This is a genomic window from Anaerococcus sp. AH8042_DFU013_CI05, assembly GCF_047936775.1.
Classification (GTDB): Bacteria; Bacillota; Clostridia; order Tissierellales; family Peptoniphilaceae; genus Anaerococcus.
Window position 1 is genome coordinate 1,590,276 of record NZ_CP175954.1, and the last position, 21,967, is coordinate 1,612,242.

A 21,967-nucleotide genomic window follows, 5' to 3' on the forward strand; every position below is an offset into this window, starting at 1 on the left:
GGGAGATACTATGGACTTAAATTTAGCAAAGCAGCTCTCATATGATTTTTCCGATAAGATAGAGATTCTTCTCAATGGGAAAAATCATTTTGTTTTTAATGACTTTGATGATAATTTTTTATATCTTAATAGGGCTAAGCTTGCCATAAATTGTGTGGGAGACTCTTTATTAGTGCGTTCATCTAATAGAGAGCTATTAGATGAATTAAAAAATAAGTATTCTAATTATCCAGCAGCTTGGTTTATGGAAGTGCCCAACTTAATTGAGTTACAAAAAATTGTAAAAAATTATAATATGTCACTTCAAAATATGAGTCCTATTTTTGTACCCTCTAGGGGATTTAAGAAAATAGAATCACAATTTTCTTTTTCTAGGATAAAGGAAGAAGACTTCAATAAATATGAGGGAGTGAGTGATTTTGCCTTAAGCTATGAAAATGGAATTTGTGATCAAAAGTTAATATTAGCTTATTTTGATCATCAAAAACTAATTTGTATAGCCGGAGCTAGTGAGAATTCAAAATATTTATGGGAAGTTGGAATCGAAAAGTTTGATAACAATACAATATATAATAACTTATCAAGTGATTTGATAAATTGCATGGCTGATATTATAAGAAATGAATATCCCGATATCTCTCTTATATATACAACACAATTTTCTCATACAAGGTCTATTAATCTTGCAATTAGGGCAGGTTTTGAAATGGGATTATCTGTGATTGTTGCAAACTAAAAGAGTAAATCTAATTTAAGATTTACTCTTTTTTTATTGTTCACTTAAGTGAGTTGAACGAACGAATGTGAGTGAAACAATAAACCACCTGCTATGCAGGTGGAGGAATTTAGCTTTAGCTTCAAGCCAAAAAATTCTCGCTTGATATATAATTGTGATAACCACATGCACAATTAAAACAAGGAGAATTTAATGGACAAGAATAGTTTATCACACACCAAATGGAGATGTAAATATCATGTAGTGTTCGCACCAAAATACAGAAGGCAAGCAATATATGGAAAACTAAAAAAAGATATAGGTCAAATACTTAGAGAATTATGTCAACGTAAAGGAATAAATATAATAGAAGCTGAGCTTTGTGTAGATCATGTTCATATGTTGATAGAAGTACCACCAAAATATAGTATATCAGAAATAATGGGATATCTAAAAGGGAAAAGTTCATTAATAATATTTGATCGTCATGCCAATTTGAAATATAAATATGGAAACAGACATTTCTGGTGTAGAGGTTACTATGTTGATACAGTAGGACGAAATGAAAAGATGATAAAAGAATATATACAAAATCAATTAAAAGAAGATTATTATTCAGACCAAATCAGCTTAAAGGAATATTATGACCCGTTTACGGGTGAGTCAGTACCAAAGAGCAAATAAATAACTGCTTAAGCAGTAGCTGGGATAGTGTTGCATGTGGAGAATACTCGGAGCCCCAGTAGGGGCGTGCCGGTATTCGCGCCTTATAGGCGCTGTGGAAACTACCAGCTAAGCTGGTAGTTCTGATTATTATGAAGCAATAGTTACTGTTGTAACCACACCATTTTTAACTTCTACTTTTAAACCTAATCCTGAATCTTTTACACCTTTATAATATTCTGCAAATTCATCTGCTGTAAAATATTCTGGTTCTGCCATGCCACTAACCGCTTGGAAAGTAGTATCGCTATTTATTTTGAAATTATAAGCACCTTGGCTGTATTCTTCTGCATTGTCGTAGCTATTAGGATCTACTAGGTAGTCAATTGTTCCTTCAGTTGTTAATGTTTCACCATCAATTTTTATATTTGAAATGTTAGCAAGACCCATTTGTTCATCACGAGCTCCACCTTGAGAAGAAACAAGACTTGATACAAACATACCATTACGGTCTTCGTATTTGATGTCATTGTTAGATTGTGATTGATTTTCCTTGCTGTCATTTTCTTTAGCAGGCTCAGCGTTGTTATCTTTTGTATTTTCTTTATTATCTTGTTTTTTTACATCAATTGTTGTTTGTTTTTGTTCTTTATTTTCAGATTTAGAATCTTTGTTTTCAGAGTTTTCCTCAGGTTTTTCTGCTACTTTATTAGCTTCAGCTGGCTTATTATCTTGACTATTTTCTTTTATAGACTCATCGATGACATCAGAATTACTTTCGCTAACTTCTTGATTTGCAGCAACGCTAGTTTTTGGTGAATCTGTATTTGTACATGCAGCAAGGCTAATTACCATAAAAGCAGCAAGTAGAGTTTTATTTAAAGTTTTAATTTTCATGCGTATCCTCCTTAATTTATTTTACCATTTTTTGCTATAAAGTAAATATTAAATGGCTATATTATCAACAATTGCAAAGAATTATAAAATTGTTATTATTTTGTTAATGTATTATTTTATAGCTTTATAATTGCTAAAGATGCTCTATTTATGAGGTGATTTTTACCTTTGAAATTTCATGAGAGATTAGATATAAAATTATTTATAAATATATATAAAATAGCTTGTGGACAATAAGTGACTTAAAAAGTATAATTAATCTTAACACACGAGAAATTCCATTAGTGAAAATGGTTTGAGGAATTACTATGGATATTAGAGAAAAATTAGAAATTCTTGCGGATGCGGCTAAGTATGATGTTTCTTGTTCATCGAGCGGATCTAATAGGAAAAATAAAAATAATGGCCTTGGCAATGGGTCAATGGGTGGGATATGCCATTCTTATTCTGAAGATGGAAGGTGTATTTCACTTTTAAAAATCCTTATGACCAATGCTTGCATATATAATTGCGAATATTGCATAAATCGTAGGGAAAATGACACTTTGAGGGCAACTTTTAGTCCTGAGGAAGTGGCTAATCTTACTATGAATTTTTATCGCAGAAATTACATCGAGGGACTATTTTTATCCTCTGGGATAATAAAAAATCCAGATTATACCATGGAAAGATTGGTTAAAGTTGCAGAGATTTTGCGATATAAATACAATTTTAATGGATATATTCATATGAAAGCCATCCCAGGATCAAGCCAAGATTTGGTCAAAAAAATGGGGATGTTGGTTGATAGAATGTCTATAAATATTGAGCTACCCACCCAAAAAGCACTTTCAATTTTAGCTCCTGAGAAAAAAATTGCAGATATAACAAGGCCTATGGGCAATGTAAAAAATGAATTGATGGTTTATGGAGAGGACAGAAAAAAATTTGCCCACACCCCAAAGTTTTTGCCAGCTGGCCAAACAACACAAATGATAATTGGTGCAGGCCGTGAATCTGACCTTGAGATTATAAAAACTAGCGAAAAATTATACAATAATTATGCCTTAAAACGTGTATATTATTCAGGATTTGTACCGGTTGTAAAATCAAAATTTACCCAAGGCATTGATAAAACTCCACTCTTAAGAGAACACAGACTTTATCAAGCAGATTTTTTGATGCGTGGCTATAGGTTTAAGGCTGATGACTTGCTTTCTACCAATGATGCAAACTTTAATTTATCAATAGATCCAAAGAGCAATTGGGCCATAAATAATATCGAAAGATTTCCGATTGAGATAAATACGGCTTCATATTTTGAGTTGATGAAGGTACCTGGATTTGGTAGGACTTATGCAAACCGCATCATCGAGGCCCGACAATTTAGAAAACTAACTTATGATAGCCTAAGAGCCCTTAAAATTTCAACAAAAAGATCCAAACATTTTATTTTGGTAAATGGAGTTTATAGGGGGCTAAAATTCAGGGATAAAAATGACCTAAAAGTTTTGATGAGTGCAGCAGATACAAAAAATTACCAGCAACTTTCAATGTTTGATGTGGGATAAGATGATTTATTATTACGATGGGACCCTGGACGGGCTTTTTTCAGTTATATTTGAAAAATATAGTCAAATAGGTAGCTGCGAGATAAAAACTGAAAGTGAGCAGGTTAATTTTTTGGAAAGTGAGATAATAAAAACTGATTTAGTAAAAGCTGAACGAGTAATTACAAGTATCAGAGAAAATATTGGCGAGGAATTTTTTGCTGATTGCTTTAGGGTTTTTAAATCTATTCACCCTAAGAAAGAAGAAATAATTGCGGTGACCATAAAATCTTGCCTAATTTATGGAAATTCTTATCTAGGATCTGCAAAAAAATCTGCAGTTTTATTTAAGAGGATAGTCCATAATTTTAACCATGAAGTCCATGCCTACAAGGGTTTTACAAGATTTAGAGAAATACAGGATAATTATCTCTTAGCAGAAATTACTCCAGAAAATGATGTTTTGCTCCACATCACCCAGCATTTTTTAAAAAGAATGCCAGCTGAAAAGTTTGTAATTTATGATAAAAACCGCAAAAAAGCAAGTCTTTGTGAGTATGGACAATATGATGAAGTAGAAATCTTGGAAATGAATGCAGTAGATAGCGAAAAAGAAGCAATTTTTAAGGATGCTTGGAGAGGGTTTTATGGTGCTATTGGCATAGATGAGCGAAAGAATGAAAAATTAATGCAAGCCAATATGCCAAAAAAATATTGGAAGTTTTTGCCTGAAAAAAGTGATTGTTGATTTAAAGGTGGAAATTTTGGAAGATTTAATTTTAAAATTAAAAGAAAGATTTGAAAAAAACAAAGACCGTCATCCAAATATAAGGTGGGATGACATTCAAAATAAGCTAGAAATTGATAAAAAATTGTTAAAAACAATTCGTGACATGGAAGAAACTGGCGGAGAAATCGATGTCTTTGAAAGTAAAATTTTTGATGGGCCTGTATTTTTAGATTTTGCAAACGAATCACCAAAGGGCCGCCGCAGCCTTTGTTATGATAAAGAAGCGCGAATAAATCGTAAAAAAAATGCTCCAGAATCTTCAGTAATTGAAGAAGCTTCAAAAATGGGCATAAAAGTCTTAAATGAAGATCAATACTATGCTTTACAAGAAAACTGGGACTTTGATTTAAAAAGCTCATCTTGGATATTAACTGATAAAGGAATAAGAGACTTAGGTGGAGCTTTGTTTTGCCAAAAGAGATACAAAAGGACTTTTACCTCCCACAACGGAGCAGACTCTTACTACTCATCACGTGGTTTTAGGGCTTATGTAGAGATTGATTTGTAAGATAAGTTTTGCAATGATATTAGCATTTTATTTTGGATAAAATTGATATAGGGACTAGCGCTTGCTGGTCTTTTTTATTAAAAAAATTTATTAATATTCTTTACCCAAAATTAACCCAGTCTTATGCTATAATCATAGTAAAATGGAGGTAATTATGCGTGTTTTAGTCGTAGAAGACGATTTAGATTTAATAAATTTACTAGAAGAAGGCCTAACTATGTATGGTTATGCTGTGGATAAGGCTATAAATGGCGAAGAAGCTATAGAAATGGCCTATATCGAAAATTATGATATTGTAATCCTTGATATAAATTTGCCAAAAAAAGATGGCTTTGAAGTCCTTGATGAAATTAGAAAATTTAACCAAGAAGTAAATATCATTATGCTGACTGCAAGATCTGATATTGACGATAGGGTCAAGGGTTTAGATTTTGGAGCCAATGATTATATGGTAAAACCTTTTGATTTAAAAGAGCTTGATGCTCGTATGCGTGCACTTTTGCGCCGCAAGTCGGTGACAGAATCAACAATACTTGAAGCTGGAAATATGAAATTTGATACAGCCACTCGTGAGGCCTTTGTTGATGATCAAAAAATAAATCTGACCCAAAAAGAGACTGGAATTTTGGAATATCTATTTTTAAATAAGGAAAGATTTGTATCTAGTGAAGAGCTAATTGACCATGTTTGGGACTCCAATGCCGATAGTTTTTCAAACTCTGTTCGCGTTCATATGTCATCATTAAGGAAGAAAATTAAGGAATTAAGCGGTGAGAATAAAATTCAAAATGTAATTGGCAAGGGTTATAGGATTTATGAAAGCTGATAAAGTTTACAAATCCATAGTTTTTAAGCTAATCACTGCGGTTGTAATTATTTTTATATCCATGATTAGCATTACAAACTACATGATCAATCAAAAGCAAATCCAAATGACTGAAGAAATGCTAAGACAAATTGAAAAATATATGCCATCTTACAGCAATTCAGTGGTGGTAACTGTAAATAATGCTCACTTGCAATCAACTGCAGACTTTAGAATTTACACAATTGTAGTGACTGGCATTGTCATCATAATTGGGTCATTAATATTTGCACTTATTATTTCAAAAATTTTAGAGCCACTTAAAAAGTTGCAAAAAAATATTGCAAAAATAGATATAAATAAACCAGAAACTTTTTCTGAGAAATTACTTATAGAAGATGGGTCTAGCGAAATTGTTGATCTTTCAAAAAACTTTAACCAATTAATGGCAAGAATCTATAAGGATTACAGAAAGCAAAAAGATTTTTCTGCAAATGTCGCCCATGAGCTGCGCACCCCAGTTGCAGTTATGAAAGCTCAAGTCGATGTTTACAAGAGAAAAAATATTAGCCCAGAAGAAGCTATATTTATCGAAAAAATCGATCAAAATGTTGAAAAACTAAAAAGCTTAATCGAATCTGTTTTGATGTTTTCAAAAAACCAAGAATTAAATATTACAAAGGTTTGTCTGGGAACATTAATTGAGGAAATCTTATTTGACCTAGAAGATAGGATTGCCAGCAAAAACTTATGTGTGAACTTTATTAAAGATGAAGATTTGTGTATTCAAACTGATGATGCCCTTCTTCAAAGACTTTTATTTAACATTATTGAAAATTCTATCAAATATAACAAGGAATATGGATCTATAGATATAATCACAAAAAAGGAAAAAAATCGCACAATAATTGAAATTGCAGATACTGGCATCGGTATGACTGATGAGCAAAAAGAAAGAATTTTTGATCTTTTTTACCAGGCAGACAATTCTAGATCGGGCGAAGGTTTTGGTATAGGGCTTGCACTTTCAAAACAAATCGTGGATTCACTTGGTGCTGAAATCAAGGTTTTAGACAATATACCATCAGGAAGTAAATTTATTATTTCATTCTTAACACAAAATTAACATTTTATTTGCTATCATTATTTACGAGGTAAAGATATGATAGAAAAGGACAAAAAAATAATTAGCAAATTGTTACTAATGGTCTCTATAAGCTTTGTGGTATATGGAGCTTATAGGGGTGAAGTAAATAGTGTATTTACCAAGGCAATAAACCTGTGTTTGGAGTGTATAGGCATTGGATAAGATAAAAAATATCAAACGCAATACTATCCAAGCCCTCACCGCCTTGGCTTACAATTTCCATATACCAAATTTTTTTAAGGGCAAAATTTACAGCGGAAGCACAAAAAAATTATGCTTGCCAGGACTTAATTGTTATTCCTGTCCAGGAGCTGCAGGATCATGTCCAATAGGATCTTTGCAAGCAGTCATGGGGTCAAAAAAATATAAGTTTTCATATTACGTTTTTGGCATGATGGCATTTTTTGGAGTAATGGTCGGACGTCTCATCTGTGGTTTCTTCTGTCCCATGGGATGGTTCCAAGATTTACTACATAAAATACCTAGCAAAAAACTCTCCACAAAAAAGTTAAAACCCCTAAGATATACAAAATATATAATATTATTTTCCCTGATAATAGCCTTATCTTTTGTGATGCGCGGCAGATATGAAGTAATTCCTCCCTATTTTTGCAAATATATCTGCCCACAAGGAATAATAGAGGGAGCCATTCCCCTTGCTATTAAATCTCCTTCATTAAGGCTAGCTTTAGGAAATCTCTTCAACTTAAAGCTTGGGATACTTGTTGCGACAATAATATTATCGATTTTATTTTACAGGCCATTTTGTAAGTGGATTTGCCCACTTGGTGCATTTTATTCATTATTCAATAAATATTCATTTTATCAAATGGATGTTAATAAAAATAAATGTATCGACTGCGGTAAATGTGCAAAAGTTTGCAAAATGGATGTAGATATAAGAAAAAATGATGCACACTTAGAGTGCATTAGGTGTCATGAATGTACAAAATCTTGTCCGACAAAAGCCATATCTTCCTCTTTTATACAAAGGAGCGAAAATGAGAAAAGCAAATAATATTTATACTATTATCTTGCTGGGGCTTGCCCTAGCAGCTTGCCAAAACAATAGTCAGCAAGCAAGTGATGAAAAAACGAAAAATGAAACAAAAACTGAAATGCCTGCTGAAAATAAAGATCAAAATGCAGACGAAAAAGAAATGCCAGAGGCTGACAAAGCAGACACAAAAGATGAGTCTAAAGAAGCTAACGATGAATCTGATAAAGACATGACTATGGAAGAAACAGATCCAACAAAAATGGCAGATAAAAAAACTCTTCCAAACTTTACAGCAAAAGACCAAGACGGAAATCCATATAGCAATGAGGATATTGCAAAAAATGATGCAACAGTAATCAATCTTTGGTTTACAGGTTGCTCAGCATGTATTGAAGAAATGGATGAAGTAAACGATTTGGCAGATGAACTTAAAAAAGAAGATGGGGTAGATTTTGTTTCAATGTGTACAGATGTTAACTACGATGAGTCCACAAAAGAAGCCTATGAGAGAATTATAAAAGATAAAAAGCCAACTTATAAGGCACTTGCAGTAGACTATGAGGGAGACATGAAAGAATATCTAGAAGGCATATTTGTCTATCCAACAACAATCGTAGTTGATAAAAACGGAAACATAATAGGTGATCCAATCGAAGGAACCTTAGTTTCTGAAGACCAACAAGCAAAATTAAAAGAAAATATAAAAATGGCTATAGAGTCATCAAAAGCATCCAAATTGAGCTGAACCCATAAACACGGAATAACTTAATAATATTTTAAGCGGAATGTAATCTGTAATCAACAGGAGACATTCCGTTTAATTTTGTCTTAATCCTGTCTTCGTTGTACCATTTTATATATAATTCTATTTCTTTTCTTAATTGATCATAACTTGTAAATTCTACACCATAGTACATTTCTTGTTTTAGTATACCAAAGAAGTTTTCCATCGGAGAATTGTCTAGACAATTCCCTTTTCTTGACATACTTTGTATTATATTTAGTTTTCTTAGTTTACTAGACCATGAACTATGTTGGTAATGGAATCCTTGGTCTGAGTGTATTGCTAAATTGTCTTTAGAACTAATACCTTTTATTGCTTTGTCTAACATTGAGTTGGTCAGTTTAATTGTTGGGTGATGACTTAGTGTATAGCTAATTATCTCGCTGTTATATGCATCTAGTATTGGTGATAGGTAGAGTCTATCTTCATGACCTTTAATTCTAAATTCAGTTATATCTGTTAACCATAGCCTATTAGGTCTACTGGCTTTAAAGTTACGATTAACTACGTTAGAAGCTATTTTACCTACTTGACCCTTGTATGATGAGTATTTTCTTGACCTAGTTTTAAATTTAGTGCATAAGAGTCCTTCTTGTTTCATGATTCTAAGAACTCTTTTATGATTTACTATTAAGCCTTTGTTTCTTAGAACTGTACTTACTCTTCTGTAGCCATACCTACCCTTTGTTGATTTAACTATTGATTTTATTTCTTCTTTTACTTCTTTGTCCTTGTCTACAGGATTTTCTAATTTAATTTTCCACTCATAGTATGAAGATTTAGCAAGCTTAGCTACTTTTATCCATTCACTTGCTTTTGTTTCAGGGTGTTCTTTAAGAAGATGAAGTATTATCTTTGTTTTTTCCTTGCTTCTGCTTCCTCTTCTAGTAGCAAGGCTTGAAACTTTTTTTCGAATAGTATTTGCATCTTTAGATATTTATTTTCTTCTCTAAGTCTTATTAGTTCTTCTCTTTCAGACTCAACTATTGGTTTTTCGTTCTTTGATTTCTTTTTTGATTTAGACATATCTTTCTTAGGCCTTCCTCTGTTATCTTCTAATCCAGATAAACCACGTTCTCGATATGCTTTCTCCCAGTTACATATTACTGATCCATTAGTGATATCAAAGTGCTCTGCGGTTTGCCTGTATGAGATATTATTGATTTGTCTATATTGTATTACAGATAGTTTAAATTCACTAGTGAATTTATTCTTAGTTTGTTTTTTAGCTAAGTTACCAAAGCCTCCTGAGTTATATTTGTTAATCCAATTTTCTAGAGTGCTATCAGGTATATTGTATTTGTTTGCTATTGCAGGTCGCCCACCTGTTTGACCTGATAAGTATTCTAGTACTAATTTAATTTTAAATTCTTTCGTATATTTTGGCATGAAAAAACCCCTCCATCCGTATTCCGGATTTTGGGGTTCAGCTCAAATAGGGTGCTTTTTTATTTTACAAATAAAGTTGATAACAATAATCATTATTGGGTATAATAAAAATAAGTTGGCAAATAGCTGAACTAAAAAATGAAAATAACCCATTAGGAGGGATTTTATGTTAGAATTAATGGAATTACCTTATGAATATGACGCCCTAGAGCCAGTTATATCAAAAGAAACAATGACATTCCACCACGATAAACACCATAAGACTTATGTAGACACAGCAAATGAACTTTTAGAAGGAACAGGATATGAAGAAAAGAAATGTCCAAAATGCTTACTAAAAGCAATCGATGATATCACTGATGATGCTGATAAAAAACAAAAACTTATCAATAATCTTGGTGGAGTACTAAACCACAACCTATTCTGGAATACAATGAAACCAGGCGGATCAAGTGAGCCTGTTGGTGAATTAAAAGAAGCCATCGATAAAAAATTTGGTTCATTTGAAGAATTCAAAAAAGAATTTGAAGCAGCAGGAAAAGGACAATTCGGTTCAGGATGGGCATGGTTAGTACTAAATGATGGAGAATTAGAAATCATTTCTACAAAAAACCAAGATAACCCAATTCTTGAAGGTAAACAAGGTATCCTAGGCAATGATGTTTGGGAACACGCTTACTACCTAGACTATCAAAACGCTAGACCAAAATACCTAGAAGAATGGTGGAAAGTTGTAAACTGGGATGTAATTGAAGAAAGATACCAAAAAGGTGGTACTTGCAAATAATAACTTAATTTTATAAGAAATGAAACTACTGGTTAACCCAGTAGTTTTTTTGTGATTTCCTTTGGTGTAAAATTATCATAATATTACATTAATGTTAAAAAATGAAAAAATATTTGGAAAATACTTAGATTTATGATAAGATAAAAAAACTTTGAAAACGTATTTCCTTTTGCACGAAAAAGTGATATTATATATTTAATATAAGGAGCTTATATTAAATATATTTTTTTAGGAGAGATTTATGGGACGTATCAAAAGTATTGGGCTTATACCAAAATTACTTATTGCAATTGCTCTAGGTGTTTTTGCGGGAGCCAGCCTACCAGTTAGTGTTATTAGAGTAGCAGTTACGTTTTCAAAGATTTTTGGTTCACTTTTATCCTTTATTATTCCATTGATGATTTTAGCCTTTGTTACCAAGGGGATTTCTGATTTGGGTGAGGGAGCTGGGAAGTTACTAGCTATAACAGTTTTAATTTCCTACCTATCAACACTTGTTGCAGGTAGTCTATCTTACATAATGGCAAGTAATGTTTTTCCAAAATTTATTAGTAGTGATCAAATAGATGCAATAGTATCTTCAAATTCAGATAAGCTAGAACCATATTTTACAGTGCCACTTACACCATTTTTTGATGTAACAAGCGCGCTAATATTTGCTTTTATGATGGGGATCTCTATTTCTTGGTTAAAGAGAAATAATAGTGGAGATGTTTTATATAAGGCGGTATCTGAGTTTAACGCAATTATTGTAAAAGTTTTAGAAATAGCAATTATACCAATTTTACCATTTTTTATATTTGGTAACTTTGCAGAAATGAGCTATTTAGGATCAGTAAAAGCTGTTTTAGGAATATTCTGGAAGATATTTATCTGTATAATCATCCTACACTTGATTTACGTTACCTTTATGTTTATCATCTCAGGGTCATACACAGGTAAAAATCCATTTGCTATGCTAAAAAATGAAGTTAAAGGCTATGTAACAGCAGTTGGTACTCAGTCTTCAGCAGCAACAATCCCAGTAAACTTACAATGTGCGGCAAATAATGGAGTAAGTAGAGAAATAGCAGACTTTGTTGTACCACTTGGGGCAACAGTTCACATGCCAGGATCTATGATAACCATTACAGGATGTGTGTTTACTATTCTTTACATGTATAACTTGCCACACTCATTTGGCTTAATGCTTTCACTAATTGCAACCTTAGGTGTAGCAATGGTTGCAGCACCAGGAGCACCAGGTGGAGCAGTAATGAGTGCCTTACCATTTTTACCAATGGTAGGTATAGCACCAGAATCAGCTATGGCAGGGCTACTAATATCTCTTTACCTAACCCAAGACTCATTTGGAACAGCAGCAAATATTTCTGGGGATGTGGCTATAGCAAACGCAGTTGATAAAGTTTATAATAAGATAATATTAAAAAACAAAAATTGGAAACCAATCCCAGTTATAAAAAATCCAAAATAAAAAAAGGGATAACCTTTGCAAAAATTAAATCAAGCTAGCATAATATAATTGTGCTAGCTTATATTGTTAAAAAAGATAAGGAGTAATTATGGCAGTAAATGCTTCAATATTTGATATTATAGGGCCAGTTATGGTAGGCCCAAGCTCTTCGCACACAGCAGGAGCTGCAAAAATTGCAAATGTAGCAAGAAAAATGGTAGATCCAGGTTTTAATGAAGTAGAATTTTATTTGCATGGATCATTTGCCAAAACTTATAAGGGACATGGTACAAACAGAGCCCTAGTTGGTGGAGTTTTAGGCTATGGACCAGAAGATGATAGGATTATAAATGCCTTTGAATATGCTGATGAAGCAGGAGTTGGCTATAAATTTATAGAAACAGACCTAGGAGAAGTTCACCCAAATACTGTTAGAATGGTATTTAAATATCCTGATGGCAGAACTCCAATTGATATTCAAGGATCATCAATAGGTGGGGGAGCTATCGTAATAAATAAAATTTATGGAAACCCTATAGAATATTATGCCCAAAGACCAACCCTATTTATGGCCTATGGAGAGCAAAAAGGAATTATAGCCTTTGTTTCAAATATTCTTTATAGCGACGGTTATAATATCCACGAAATGAAAACAATAAAAGATGGCGATGATGTAATGCTAGTTTGTCAACTAGATGAGCCACTAAATGAAGAAGCCCTTGAAACAATTAGAAATGGTAAAGACTTTACCTTTATTAAATATATAGATTAGGATTAAAATATGATCACTAAATTTGAATTATTAAAAGAAAGATGTGAAAAAGAAAATGCAAGTCTTTGGGAACTTTCAATCAAAGATGAGATAGAAAATACAGGAAGAAGTGAAGAAGAAATCTTTGACAGACTCCAAAGAACCCTAGATGTTATGAAAAACTCATCACATGCAGCCCTAGAAGTACCAGTAGTTTCAGTAACAGGCATGACAGGTGGGAATGCAAAAGTAATGAATGATTATTTCCTAGGTGGAGATACAGTTTTGGGAGATACAGCAGCAAAAGCAATGGCAATGGCCCTTTCTACAAGCGAAGTAAATGCAGCCATGGGTCAAATTGTTGCAGCTCCAACTGCAGGATCATCAGGGATTTTGCCAGCAACACTTATGATAATGTATCACAAATATGGCTATGATGATCAAAAATTAAAAGAAGCTATGCTTGTAGCAACTCAAATGGGCCAAGTAATCTTTGATAATGCAACATTTGCTGGGGCAGAAGGAGGATGTCAAGCAGAAACAGGATCAGCATCAGCTATGGCTGCAGCAGCAGTTTGCTATTTAAGAGGATATGACATAAAGACCCAAGAAAACGCAGCAATATGTGCCTTGCTAAATGTAATGGGTCTTATCTGTGATCCAATAGGTGGGATGGTAGAATTCCCATGCAATATTAGAAATGCAAATGGAGTTATGAATGCTCTCGCAAGTGCTGATATGGCAATGGCTGGAGTAAAAGTATTTGTAACATTTGATGAAGCAGTAGATGCAATGAAGAGAGTAGGAGATAGTCTACCATCAGGCCTTCGTGAAACTGGAGAAGGTGGTATAGCAGTTTGTCCTTCTGCTCTTAGACTGCGTGAGAAATATATTGATGGAACAAATTAAAGAAAAAAATTAAATATAAAAATTGTTTTTATTTCCCTAATGCTTTTGGTGTTGGGGAATTTTTTTGAAAAATTCTTTAAAAAATTTTTATTTAGTAATAGAAATAATATTTTATTTACGAAAAAGCTTCGTTCCCGGGGAGCAGGGCCGTAGGGGTTGCGGAGACCCCTTTGGCCCTTCCCCGGACCCCCGACCCATTTCACCCCCTCCGCTCCTGCGCGGGGAGCGTTTTTACTAGATGTCGCAATTGATATATCTATTTTATATGAAATGTACAATTTGTACTATAAAAAAGAACTAAGAAATGCTTTGCCATTTTAGGATTGTTTTATTTATATTTTCGCACACTTATAAACCCTTAGAATGGACTTTAATACTGAAAATATATTAATCTAGCATAAAATTCTTTCTAAAAAAGAGATTTTAGTGAAGAAGAAAAATGGATAAATCTAGACTTAGAGTTTATTTATTGATAACTAAGTATTCTTACTCCTCTCCCATTTCTTTTTGATAGTCATCATATTTTTCTTGCCAAACTTGCTTGTCATTTTCATCTATTTTTCTTATAACTTTGCATGGATTGCCGGCTGCTATTACTCCTTTTGGAATATCCTTTACTACAACTGATCCTGCTCCTATTATTGAGCCTTCACCTATGGTTACACCACCAATTACTGTTACCTTTCCTCCTATCCACACGTCATTTTCAATTTTTATTGGTTCGGCGTATTCTATAAATGTTCTTCTTATTTCTGGATCTTTTGGATGATTTGGTGTTAAAAATGCACAATCTGGACCGATTAGCACATTATCTCCTATATAGACTGGTGCACAATCTAAGATTGAGACATTGAAATTTAGATAAGAATGCTCGCCAATAAATATATTGTAGCCATAGTCAAATCTAAATGGAGGGGTTACCATTGAATCCTTGCCAAATTCTCCAAAAATATTTTTGGCCTTTTCTCTAATCTCTTCAGCTGTTATGGATTTATTAAAATCTTGCATTTTGCAGCGGGCTTCATACATATCTTGGCGAAGTTCTTCATCGCCCATGTAAAGCTTACTATTTATCATTCTTTGTTTTTGTGTTTTCATATCAAAACCATACTTCACGTGTTTAGAATGACAATTTAAAATTTAAGTTGTAAAGTATTATCATCAAAGGAGCGCTTTATGGATCAAAATGTAAACTTAACTAAGGGAGATATTACTAAGTCCCTTATAAAATTATCTTTACCCCTGGCACTTACTGCTTTTATCCAAATCACTTATGGTTTTGTAGATATGTTTTTTATAGGGCGTTTGGGATCAAATGCTCTTGCAGGAGTAGGACTTGCTGGTTTTTTAATATGGATTGCAAATGCTACTACTATGGTACCAAAGATAGGTATGGGGGTTTTGGCTTCTCAAGCCTTTGGTAGGGAAAATGAAAATGAAACTATTAGAATTTTAAACAATGGATATATTTTAACTATATTTTTGGCTATTATTTATACTGTTTTAATGCTGATTTTTGGCAATAGCTATGTATCATTTTTTAAATTGTCAGAAATTGCTAGCACTGATGCACGTGAGTATATATTTGTTTTGGCACTTGGGATTACATTTTTCTTTATAAATCCAGTATTATCTCAAAGCTTCCAATCCTTGGGCAATTCGCTGACACCTTTTATCATAAACTCTATTGGCCTATTGGCAAATATTATTTTGGATCCTGTTCTTATTTTCGGATGGGGACCATTCCCACAAATGGGAGTACGTGGAGCAGCCCTTGCTACAGTTTTAGCCCAAGTTGTTGTAACTATTATCTTTATTATAGAAATATTTCGTAAAAATGAATTACTCAGAAAATCCCTGATAAAAATTGACTATAGAAGTGAGTGGATGGGGCAAATTTTTAGACTTGGTTTGCCAGCAGCTCTTATGAATGTTTATATGGCTGTTGTAAGTATGATTTTGAATAAATTTATGGCAGGCTTTGGAGAACCAGCAGTTGCAGCTTATTCTATAGGTAGTCAACTTGAGTCAATTACTTGGAATACGACAGAGGGTCTGCAAATAGGAATTGCAGCTATGGTTGGGCAAAATTATGGAGCAGAATTATTTGATAGAGTAAAAAAAATCATCAGAAAATCTTTTGAAATCGTCTTTATAATTGGTGCAATTTCTATGATAGTGCTTTATATTTTTAGGTATCCACTGATTAGAATATTTGTGCCAAATGATTCTGAAACTATAAAACTTGGAGCCTTGTATCTTGCCATTCTCTCAGTTTCACAAATATTTATGGCAGTAGAAATTGGCCTAAATGGAGCATTTAATGGTATGGGAGATACCAAAACTCCAGCCCGAATTGCTATAATTCTTAATACTTTAAGAATACCATTTTCAAAATTATTTATGCCAATTTTTGGTGTAGCAGGAGTATGGACTGCCATGACATTTACTTCTATTTTGAAAGGACTATTCAATTTAGGCCTTATTCTTAAAAAAATAAAAAGAGAGCTTAACTAGCATAGTATCTTAATAAAAATTATAAATAAAATTTAAATAAAACACTTTAACCTAGCAAAAGTTCAACAATTGCTGGGTTTTTTATTACTTAAATTTATTAAAAATACTTTACTTAGTCTTTAACTAAATTTTACATTATATGAGCTTTTGTAAAAAATATATAAATAGTTTTTACAAAAATAAAAGAAAATTGCAAATAAATGCTGATTTTTAATGTGTATTTAATTTATATGATTTTACATTTACATAATATCAATCTAATAAATGTCATTTATATTTATTAGCGAATGCTAGTTTTTGACAAGCTTATTTTTGTGCCTAAAATTCAAATTCTATGACATTTCAAAATTTTTCTAATTAGTACTTATAAGGAGCATGCATGAGCAATATTAAACTTGCGCATATCTACAAAGATTATATAGAAGGCCAACATGTGGTAAGAGATTTTAATCTTGATATTAAAGATGGAGAATTTATCGTACTTGTAGGCCCAAGTGGTTGCGGAAAATCCACAACCCTTAGAATGATAGCAGGCCTTGAAGATATCACTTCAGGCGAGCTATATTTTGAAGATAAATTGATGAATGATGTGCATCCAAAAGACCGTGACATAGCCATGGTTTTCCAAAACTATGCCCTATATCCACATATGACCGTTGCAGAAAATATGGGCTTTGGCCTAAAAATGCAAAATAAAAGTCAAGATGAGATTGACAAAACAGTTAAAAAAACTGCAGAAATCATTGGGCTTACTGATTATTTAGATAGACTTCCAAAAGAGTTATCTGGTGGACAACGCCAAAGAGTTGCCCTAGGCCGTGCCATTTCTAGAAAGCCAAAAGTTTTCTTGATGGATGAGCCACTTTCAAACCTTGATGCAAAACTAAGGGTCCAAACCAGATCAGAAATTTCTAATATTTCTAAAGAATTTGGTAACACAACAATCTATGTAACCCACGACCAAGTGGAAGCTATGACAATGGCTGATAGAATTGTGTTAATGAAAGATGGAGTTATCCAACAAGTTTCTACACCAAAAGATATTTACTTGTATCCAAATAATATTTTTGTTGCAGGATTTATGGGCTCTCCTGCTATGAATTTTATCCCAGCTACCCTTACTGAGGAGGGATTAAAAACTAGCGAACAGATTATAAAACTAAATGACACAATCCTTACTCAACTTGCCTTTAAAGGTTATATGAATAAGGAAATAATTTTTGGTATCCGCCCAGAAAATATAGTCTTAGCGCGTGATTTAGATCCTGAAAATGATCGTTATGTATCATTTTCTACTAAAGTGCGTTTAGCAGAAATGCTAGGGTCTGAGACTCTTATTCACTTTATGGTCGATAATAAAAATATTATTGCAAAAGTTAATACCCTTGATGAATTTAGCAGAAACCAGGACTTAAATCTTGCTTTTGACCTAGATTTTGCAAATTTCTTTGACAAAGACTCTACAGACAGAATTGTCCTTGATAATGAGAAAAATTATCAAAATATTGTTAAGGAAGGAGGAAGTGCTAGTGGAAAATCAGACGAACAACTTGACCAATCAAATCAGTCAGACAGAACACATAGCCAAACACACAGTTTCCAAGCTTCCAAATAATGATAATAACGACAATGACCCATACTTTAAACCAGTGAAAAAAACTTTGTGGCAAAGAATGGCAAGATATAAAACTTTTTATCTAATGCTATTACCGGCCTTACTTTTTTTCATAATATTTTCTTATTGGCCAATGACAGGAAACATCCTAGCCTTTAGAAAATTTTCTTTTAACTCTGGGATGTATGGTAAGGGCTGGGTAGGCCTTCAATATTTTAAGGAGTTTTTCTCTGATAGGCAAACACCTATTTATATTAGAAACACCCTTATTATTTCAGCTATAAAATTATTTATCTACCTACCTTTTCCAATAATTTTAGCTTTAATTTTTAATGAAATTGTAAATACCAAACACAGATCGATTTTCCAATCTATCAGCTATTTACCTTACTTTATTTCATGGGTAGTTGTAATTGGTATGTTAAATAAACTTTTTGCTCCAAATACAGGGCTTATCAATAACCTATTAAGAAATGTAGGAGTAACTGATGGTTCCAGATTTTTTATGATGGAAAATGGATTTTTCTATCCAGCAGTATTTGGATCATATTTGTGGAAAAACGTTGGTTGGGACTCTATCATCTATTACGCAGCAATTATGGGGATTTCACCATCACTTTATGAAGCTGCAGCCATAGATGGAGCAAATAGATTAAAGCAAACCCGTCACGTAACCCTGCCTGGGATTTCAAAAACAATTATGATATTGTTTATCATTTCCTTAGGTGGGATATTATCAGCTGGATTTGACCAAGTGTACTTGATGCAAAATCCAGGAAACTACCAAGTATCAGAAATAATTGATACCTATGTAGTAAAAACAGGGCTTGAAAAAGCTCGCTACGGTCCAGCAACAGCAGTTGGACTTGTTCAAGGACTTGTAGGACTTGGACTAACTGTTGCAGTTAACAAAGCAGCCGATAAATACGGCGAAAATTCTTTATGGTAAGAGGAGAGAATATGAATATCAAAAAAACTTTTAGCAAAGCGATGCTCATGGCAATGAGTTTAGTTGCCTTAACAGCTTGTGGAAACAATGATTCTAATACCACAACTGACAACAAGACAGAAACAACTCAAAGTGCAGAAAACAAAACAGAAGATGCTGATAAAAAAGATGCTAACACTGCAGAAGAAAATACAGACAAACCAGATACATGGATAGCTGATCGCGAAATCAAGCTTTTAGTATTCGAATCAGCAGGAGATACTGGTGAAGGAACAATGAGTCCAGAAATTGCTCAATACATCAAAGACAAAACAGGTATCACTCTAACAATCGAATCAGTATCAAATGAAGATTCTTACGAAGCTCTTGCAGCAGGACTTTCATCAGGAGACCTTCCAGATGCAGTTGCTTTTTACCTAGACAACTCAGGTAGACCAGAATTCCCATTATTATTAAAAGCAAGTAATGAAGGAATGTTTGCTGATATTTCTAAGCCTCTTAAAGAAAGTAAGATTTATGGTAAATATTTTGAAGAAGGCTATCTACCAACAGATACAAAAGATAATATCATGATGAGAGATGACCAAGATGGTGCAACATACCTAGTTCATATGTCAATTAATAGAAATCCTGCAGACCCAGGACGTAAATTATTTGGAAATATGTTTATCAGACGCGATATTGCTGAAGATCTTGGTGTAAAAACAGATGACATAAAAACAAGTGATCAACTAGAAGAATTATTAAACAAAATTGCTAAAGGTGATTACAAAGATAATAACGGTAACCCTGTAACTCCACTAGGACCAACATCATGGGGTGGTTCTGAAAGACCAAGACCATACAGAGACTTAATGTGGCAAGGTGAAGGCGAACAAAAATTTGCCAAAGACGGAGATACTGTAAAACACGAATCTATGACAGATTACGGTGAAAAAAGAGTTGCAAAAGTACGTAAATGGTTAGAAGAAGGCCTAATGCACCCAGAATTTTATACAATGGAAGAAACTCGTGCACAAGAGGGTATCCAAAACAAATCATTTGCAATCGTATCAGACTCACACAACTATAGACCAGAAATCGCAAATGGCGATTGGATGCCACTTGGAGATATCAAAAGAGTAGATGGATCAGACAATATGGTTAAACCATATAAATCTGGTTACACAGGTTGGGCAGTGCCAGCTACAACAGAAAATCCAGAAGAAGTTGTAAAATTTGCAGACTGGATGGCTAGCGAAGAAGGAAAACTACTATACTTCTACGGTATAGAAGGTAAACACTACGATATGGTAGATGGAAAACCAGTTCCTAAAAAAGAATTAGTAAAAGAAGCAGAAGAAAATCCAGACGAAGCTATCAAAGAAGGTTTCAGAGGCGTTAGAGCATTTTGGGGCGAACACTTTGCATACACAGACATGGACAACCTAGGAGACTTTGGTGAAGAATCTTGGGGAGATAGTGTAAGAGGAGATGAAGCAAGTCAAGCGCAAAAACTTCTTGAAGAATACAATTATGACAAAAAATTCGAAGATAAAGAAGTAATCGATGGTCTATATCCAAAAGCATATTTATATGAATTCGAAGGCGATGAAGGAAATCTTTCTCAAGCTTTAGAAGATTGGGATGATGCAATCCTTAAAGCATACTATGCAAAAAGTGAAGAAGAAGCAAATGCTATCTTAGAACAATCTCGTCAAAGACTTAAAGATGCTGACATCGAAGGTTTCTGCAAGTTCTTAGAAGAAAAAGAAAAAGATGGAGATACAATATTCTATTAATATTTTAAATTAAAAGCTTTCTCCGAGAATAAGCTAAAATTTCTCGGAGAATCTTTTATTTTAGGGAGGATTATGGACAGTTCAAAAAAAGCCATCCAAACAAGCAGATGGTCACAAATTATATTTTATATTATTTTAATACTTATGGCCCTTGCCATTGTTTTGCCATTTTTACACATCCTAGCCCTTGCTTTTAACTCAGGTAAAGATGCAGCCAGTGGAGGTATCGCTTTTTTTCCTAGAGATTTTACCCTAGAAAACTTTAAAGAAGTTTTTAAGCAAGATAATCTTATAAATGGATTTTTCATTTCTATTTTTAGAACTGTAATTGGTACAGTCCTTGGTGTATTTTTAATGTCTATGGCTGCTTGGGCTCTTACAATTCCTGACCTGCCAGGTAGGGGCAAGATTACATTCTTTATATTTTTCACTATGCTATTTGGCGGTGGAACTATCCCTTATTATTTGGTACTTAGCCAACTAGGTCTTACAAATACAATTTGGGTTTACATTATTCCAAGCCTTTATAGCGTTACAAATATTTTGCTACTTAGATCTGCATTTTCTCAAGTCCCAATGAGCCTTGTGGAAGCTGCAAGAATAGATGGGATGAAGGAATTTAGGATTTTTACCGACATGGTTTTACCAATGAGTAAGCCAACCCTTGCTACAGTAACACTTTTTACAGCTGTTGGCCATTGGAATGACTGGTTTGCTGGAAGTTTCTATGTTAGAAATCAAAAACTAAAACCACTTGCTACAATCCTTCAAGACATGCTAACCCGCCAACAAGGGCTAGCAGATATTTTGGCGAAAAACTCAGGTGCAGCCTACCAGCAATTAGATAGGATTCAGGTAACGGGAGACTCCCTACAAATGGCAACCATCATTGTAGTTATATTACCAATTGTAATTTTATATCCATTTATACAAAAATATTTTGTCCAAGGTATCACCATAGGATCAGTAAAGGAATAA

The 21,967-nt window shown here is 33.4% G+C and carries 22 protein-coding genes and 1 pseudogene; 19 read left to right on the forward strand and 4 right to left on the reverse strand.

Annotated features, from left to right (window positions below; all coding sequences use genetic code 11):
- Positions 1-10 precede the first annotated feature (10 nt).
- Entirely contained in the window at positions 11-736 is a 726-nt protein-coding gene (locus ACKRLN_RS08125) for a hypothetical protein (RefSeq protein WP_296143266.1), read from the forward strand.
- A 192-nt stretch (positions 737-928) separates the two neighbouring features.
- Complete coding sequence (tnpA, locus tag ACKRLN_RS08130; RefSeq protein WP_416334547.1) at positions 929-1,399, forward strand: IS200/IS605 family transposase; 471 nt, start codon at positions 929-931, stop codon at positions 1,397-1,399.
- Positions 1,400-1,528: 129 nt separating this feature from the next.
- Here tnpA and ACKRLN_RS08135 read toward each other — a convergent pair whose 3' ends face one another.
- Complete coding sequence (locus ACKRLN_RS08135) at positions 1,529-2,275, reverse strand: hypothetical protein (protein ID WP_296143269.1); 747 nt, start codon at positions 2,273-2,275, stop codon at positions 1,529-1,531.
- Between the two features lie 308 nt (positions 2,276-2,583).
- On the opposite strand from ACKRLN_RS08135, the gene ACKRLN_RS08140 reads away from it, so the two are divergent.
- The 8 genes from ACKRLN_RS08140 (at position 2,584) to ACKRLN_RS08175 (ending at position 8,799) form a co-directional block, all read left to right on the forward strand.
- Positions 2,584-3,825, forward strand: a complete 1,242-nt coding sequence (locus ACKRLN_RS08140; RefSeq protein ID WP_296143272.1) for a putative DNA modification/repair radical SAM protein — start codon at positions 2,584-2,586, stop codon at positions 3,823-3,825.
- Position 3,826: 1 nt separating this feature from the next.
- Positions 3,827-4,552 carry a TIGR03915 family putative DNA repair protein gene (locus tag ACKRLN_RS08145; protein WP_296143273.1) on the forward strand — a complete coding sequence of 242 codons (726 nt, stop codon included), beginning with the start codon at positions 3,827-3,829 and terminating at the stop codon, positions 4,550-4,552.
- A 16-nt stretch (positions 4,553-4,568) separates the two neighbouring features.
- On the forward strand, positions 4,569-5,102 hold the full coding sequence (locus tag ACKRLN_RS08150; protein WP_296143275.1) for a DUF4256 domain-containing protein: 534 nt from the start codon (positions 4,569-4,571) through the stop codon (positions 5,100-5,102).
- A 154-nt stretch (positions 5,103-5,256) separates the two neighbouring features.
- Positions 5,257-5,928: a response regulator transcription factor gene (locus tag ACKRLN_RS08155; protein ID WP_296143277.1), complete on the forward strand. Its 672-nt coding sequence runs from the start codon at positions 5,257-5,259 to the stop codon at positions 5,926-5,928.
- On the forward strand, positions 5,918-7,033 hold the full coding sequence (locus ACKRLN_RS08160) for a sensor histidine kinase (RefSeq protein WP_296143280.1): 1,116 nt from the start codon (positions 5,918-5,920) through the stop codon (positions 7,031-7,033). Before ACKRLN_RS08155 ends, ACKRLN_RS08160 begins: the two co-directional genes overlap by 11 nt.
- A 78-nt stretch (positions 7,034-7,111) precedes the next feature.
- Positions 7,112-7,216 carry a CD1871A family CXXC motif-containing protein gene (locus tag ACKRLN_RS08165; protein ID WP_367270058.1) on the forward strand — a complete coding sequence of 35 codons (105 nt, stop codon included), beginning with the start codon at positions 7,112-7,114 and terminating at the stop codon, positions 7,214-7,216.
- Complete coding sequence (locus tag ACKRLN_RS08170) at positions 7,209-8,072, forward strand: 4Fe-4S binding protein (protein ID WP_416334835.1); 864 nt, start codon at positions 7,209-7,211, stop codon at positions 8,070-8,072. Before ACKRLN_RS08165 ends, ACKRLN_RS08170 begins: the two co-directional genes overlap by 8 nt.
- Positions 8,056-8,799 (forward strand): TlpA family protein disulfide reductase, encoded by a 744-nt coding sequence (locus tag ACKRLN_RS08175; RefSeq protein WP_296143289.1) that lies wholly within the window; start codon positions 8,056-8,058, stop codon positions 8,797-8,799. The genes ACKRLN_RS08170 and ACKRLN_RS08175 overlap by 17 nt, the downstream gene beginning before the upstream one ends.
- Before the next feature lie 31 nt (positions 8,800-8,830).
- On the opposite strand, the gene ACKRLN_RS08180 is transcribed toward ACKRLN_RS08175, so the two are convergent.
- Complete coding sequence (locus ACKRLN_RS08180) at positions 8,831-9,775, reverse strand: IS3 family transposase (protein WP_416335393.1); 945 nt, start codon at positions 9,773-9,775, stop codon at positions 8,831-8,833.
- Positions 9,688-10,227: a transposase gene (locus tag ACKRLN_RS08185; RefSeq protein ID WP_416334836.1), complete on the reverse strand. Its 540-nt coding sequence runs from the start codon at positions 10,225-10,227 to the stop codon at positions 9,688-9,690. Before ACKRLN_RS08185 ends, ACKRLN_RS08180 begins: the two co-directional genes overlap by 88 nt.
- Before the next feature lie 166 nt (positions 10,228-10,393).
- On the opposite strand from ACKRLN_RS08185, the gene ACKRLN_RS08190 reads away from it, so the two are divergent.
- From ACKRLN_RS08190 to sdaAA, 4 genes are all read left to right on the forward strand, one after another.
- Entirely contained in the window at positions 10,394-11,014 is a 621-nt protein-coding gene (locus ACKRLN_RS08190; RefSeq protein ID WP_296142777.1) for a superoxide dismutase, read from the forward strand.
- A 241-nt stretch (positions 11,015-11,255) separates the two neighbouring features.
- Positions 11,256-12,488 (forward strand): dicarboxylate/amino acid:cation symporter, encoded by a 1,233-nt coding sequence (locus ACKRLN_RS08195; protein ID WP_203128172.1) that lies wholly within the window; start codon positions 11,256-11,258, stop codon positions 12,486-12,488.
- An 88-nt stretch (positions 12,489-12,576) separates the two neighbouring features.
- Positions 12,577-13,239 (forward strand): L-serine ammonia-lyase, iron-sulfur-dependent subunit beta, encoded by a 663-nt coding sequence (sdaAB, locus tag ACKRLN_RS08200; protein ID WP_203128170.1) that lies wholly within the window; start codon positions 12,577-12,579, stop codon positions 13,237-13,239.
- 9 nt (positions 13,240-13,248) lie between these two features.
- Positions 13,249-14,127 (forward strand): L-serine ammonia-lyase, iron-sulfur-dependent, subunit alpha, encoded by an 879-nt coding sequence (gene sdaAA, locus ACKRLN_RS08205; RefSeq protein ID WP_203128168.1) that lies wholly within the window; start codon positions 13,249-13,251, stop codon positions 14,125-14,127.
- 486 nt (positions 14,128-14,613) lie between these two features.
- Here sdaAA and ACKRLN_RS08210 read toward each other — a convergent pair whose 3' ends face one another.
- Entirely contained in the window at positions 14,614-15,225 is a 612-nt protein-coding gene (locus ACKRLN_RS08210) for a sugar O-acetyltransferase (RefSeq protein ID WP_203127117.1), read from the reverse strand.
- A 78-nt stretch (positions 15,226-15,303) separates the two neighbouring features.
- Between ACKRLN_RS08210 and ACKRLN_RS08215 the strand changes: the two genes are divergently transcribed.
- From ACKRLN_RS08215 to ACKRLN_RS08235, 5 genes and pseudogenes are all read left to right on the forward strand, one after another.
- Positions 15,304-16,644: an MATE family efflux transporter gene (locus tag ACKRLN_RS08215; protein ID WP_296142776.1), complete on the forward strand. Its 1,341-nt coding sequence runs from the start codon at positions 15,304-15,306 to the stop codon at positions 16,642-16,644.
- A gap of 379 nt (positions 16,645-17,023) precedes the next feature.
- Positions 17,024-18,121 (forward strand): annotated as a pseudogene (locus ACKRLN_RS08220) (ABC transporter ATP-binding protein); the annotation flags it as partial.
- 52 nt (positions 18,122-18,173) lie between these two features.
- Positions 18,174-19,208 carry an ABC transporter permease gene (locus ACKRLN_RS08225; RefSeq protein ID WP_296142774.1) on the forward strand — a complete coding sequence of 345 codons (1,035 nt, stop codon included), beginning with the start codon at positions 18,174-18,176 and terminating at the stop codon, positions 19,206-19,208.
- 11 nt (positions 19,209-19,219) lie between these two features.
- Positions 19,220-20,989, forward strand: a complete 1,770-nt coding sequence (locus ACKRLN_RS08230) for an extracellular solute-binding protein (RefSeq protein WP_203127113.1) — start codon at positions 19,220-19,222, stop codon at positions 20,987-20,989.
- Between the two features lie 72 nt (positions 20,990-21,061).
- Positions 21,062-21,967: a carbohydrate ABC transporter permease gene (locus tag ACKRLN_RS08235; protein ID WP_296142773.1), complete on the forward strand. Its 906-nt coding sequence runs from the start codon at positions 21,062-21,064 to the stop codon at positions 21,965-21,967.

Coding starts and splice junctions, on each gene's coding strand:
- ACKRLN_RS08125 (WP_296143266.1), top strand. CDS start 11: ATGGACTTAAATTTAGCAAAGCAGCTCTCATATGATTTTTCCGATAAG.
- tnpA (WP_416334547.1), top strand. CDS start 929: ATGGACAAGAATAGTTTATCACACACCAAATGGAGATGTAAATATCAT.
- ACKRLN_RS08135 (WP_296143269.1), bottom strand. CDS start 2,275: ATGAAAATTAAAACTTTAAATAAAACTCTACTTGCTGCTTTTATGGTA.
- ACKRLN_RS08140 (WP_296143272.1), top strand. CDS start 2,584: ATGGATATTAGAGAAAAATTAGAAATTCTTGCGGATGCGGCTAAGTAT.
- ACKRLN_RS08145 (WP_296143273.1), top strand. CDS start 3,827: ATGATTTATTATTACGATGGGACCCTGGACGGGCTTTTTTCAGTTATA.
- ACKRLN_RS08155 (WP_296143277.1), top strand. CDS start 5,257: ATGCGTGTTTTAGTCGTAGAAGACGATTTAGATTTAATAAATTTACTA.
- ACKRLN_RS08160 (WP_296143280.1), top strand. CDS start 5,918: ATGAAAGCTGATAAAGTTTACAAATCCATAGTTTTTAAGCTAATCACT.
- ACKRLN_RS08165 (WP_367270058.1), top strand. CDS start 7,112: ATGGTCTCTATAAGCTTTGTGGTATATGGAGCTTATAGGGGTGAAGTA.
- ACKRLN_RS08175 (WP_296143289.1), top strand. CDS start 8,056: ATGAGAAAAGCAAATAATATTTATACTATTATCTTGCTGGGGCTTGCC.
- ACKRLN_RS08185 (WP_416334836.1), bottom strand. CDS start 10,227: ATGCCAAAATATACGAAAGAATTTAAAATTAAATTAGTACTAGAATAC.
- ACKRLN_RS08190 (WP_296142777.1), top strand. CDS start 10,394: ATGTTAGAATTAATGGAATTACCTTATGAATATGACGCCCTAGAGCCA.
- ACKRLN_RS08195 (WP_203128172.1), top strand. CDS start 11,256: ATGGGACGTATCAAAAGTATTGGGCTTATACCAAAATTACTTATTGCA.
- sdaAB (WP_203128170.1), top strand. CDS start 12,577: ATGGCAGTAAATGCTTCAATATTTGATATTATAGGGCCAGTTATGGTA.
- sdaAA (WP_203128168.1), top strand. CDS start 13,249: ATGATCACTAAATTTGAATTATTAAAAGAAAGATGTGAAAAAGAAAAT.
- ACKRLN_RS08210 (WP_203127117.1), bottom strand. CDS start 15,225: ATGAAAACACAAAAACAAAGAATGATAAATAGTAAGCTTTACATGGGC.
- ACKRLN_RS08215 (WP_296142776.1), top strand. CDS start 15,304: ATGGATCAAAATGTAAACTTAACTAAGGGAGATATTACTAAGTCCCTT.
- ACKRLN_RS08230 (WP_203127113.1), top strand. CDS start 19,220: ATGAATATCAAAAAAACTTTTAGCAAAGCGATGCTCATGGCAATGAGT.
- ACKRLN_RS08235 (WP_296142773.1), top strand. CDS start 21,062: ATGGACAGTTCAAAAAAAGCCATCCAAACAAGCAGATGGTCACAAATT.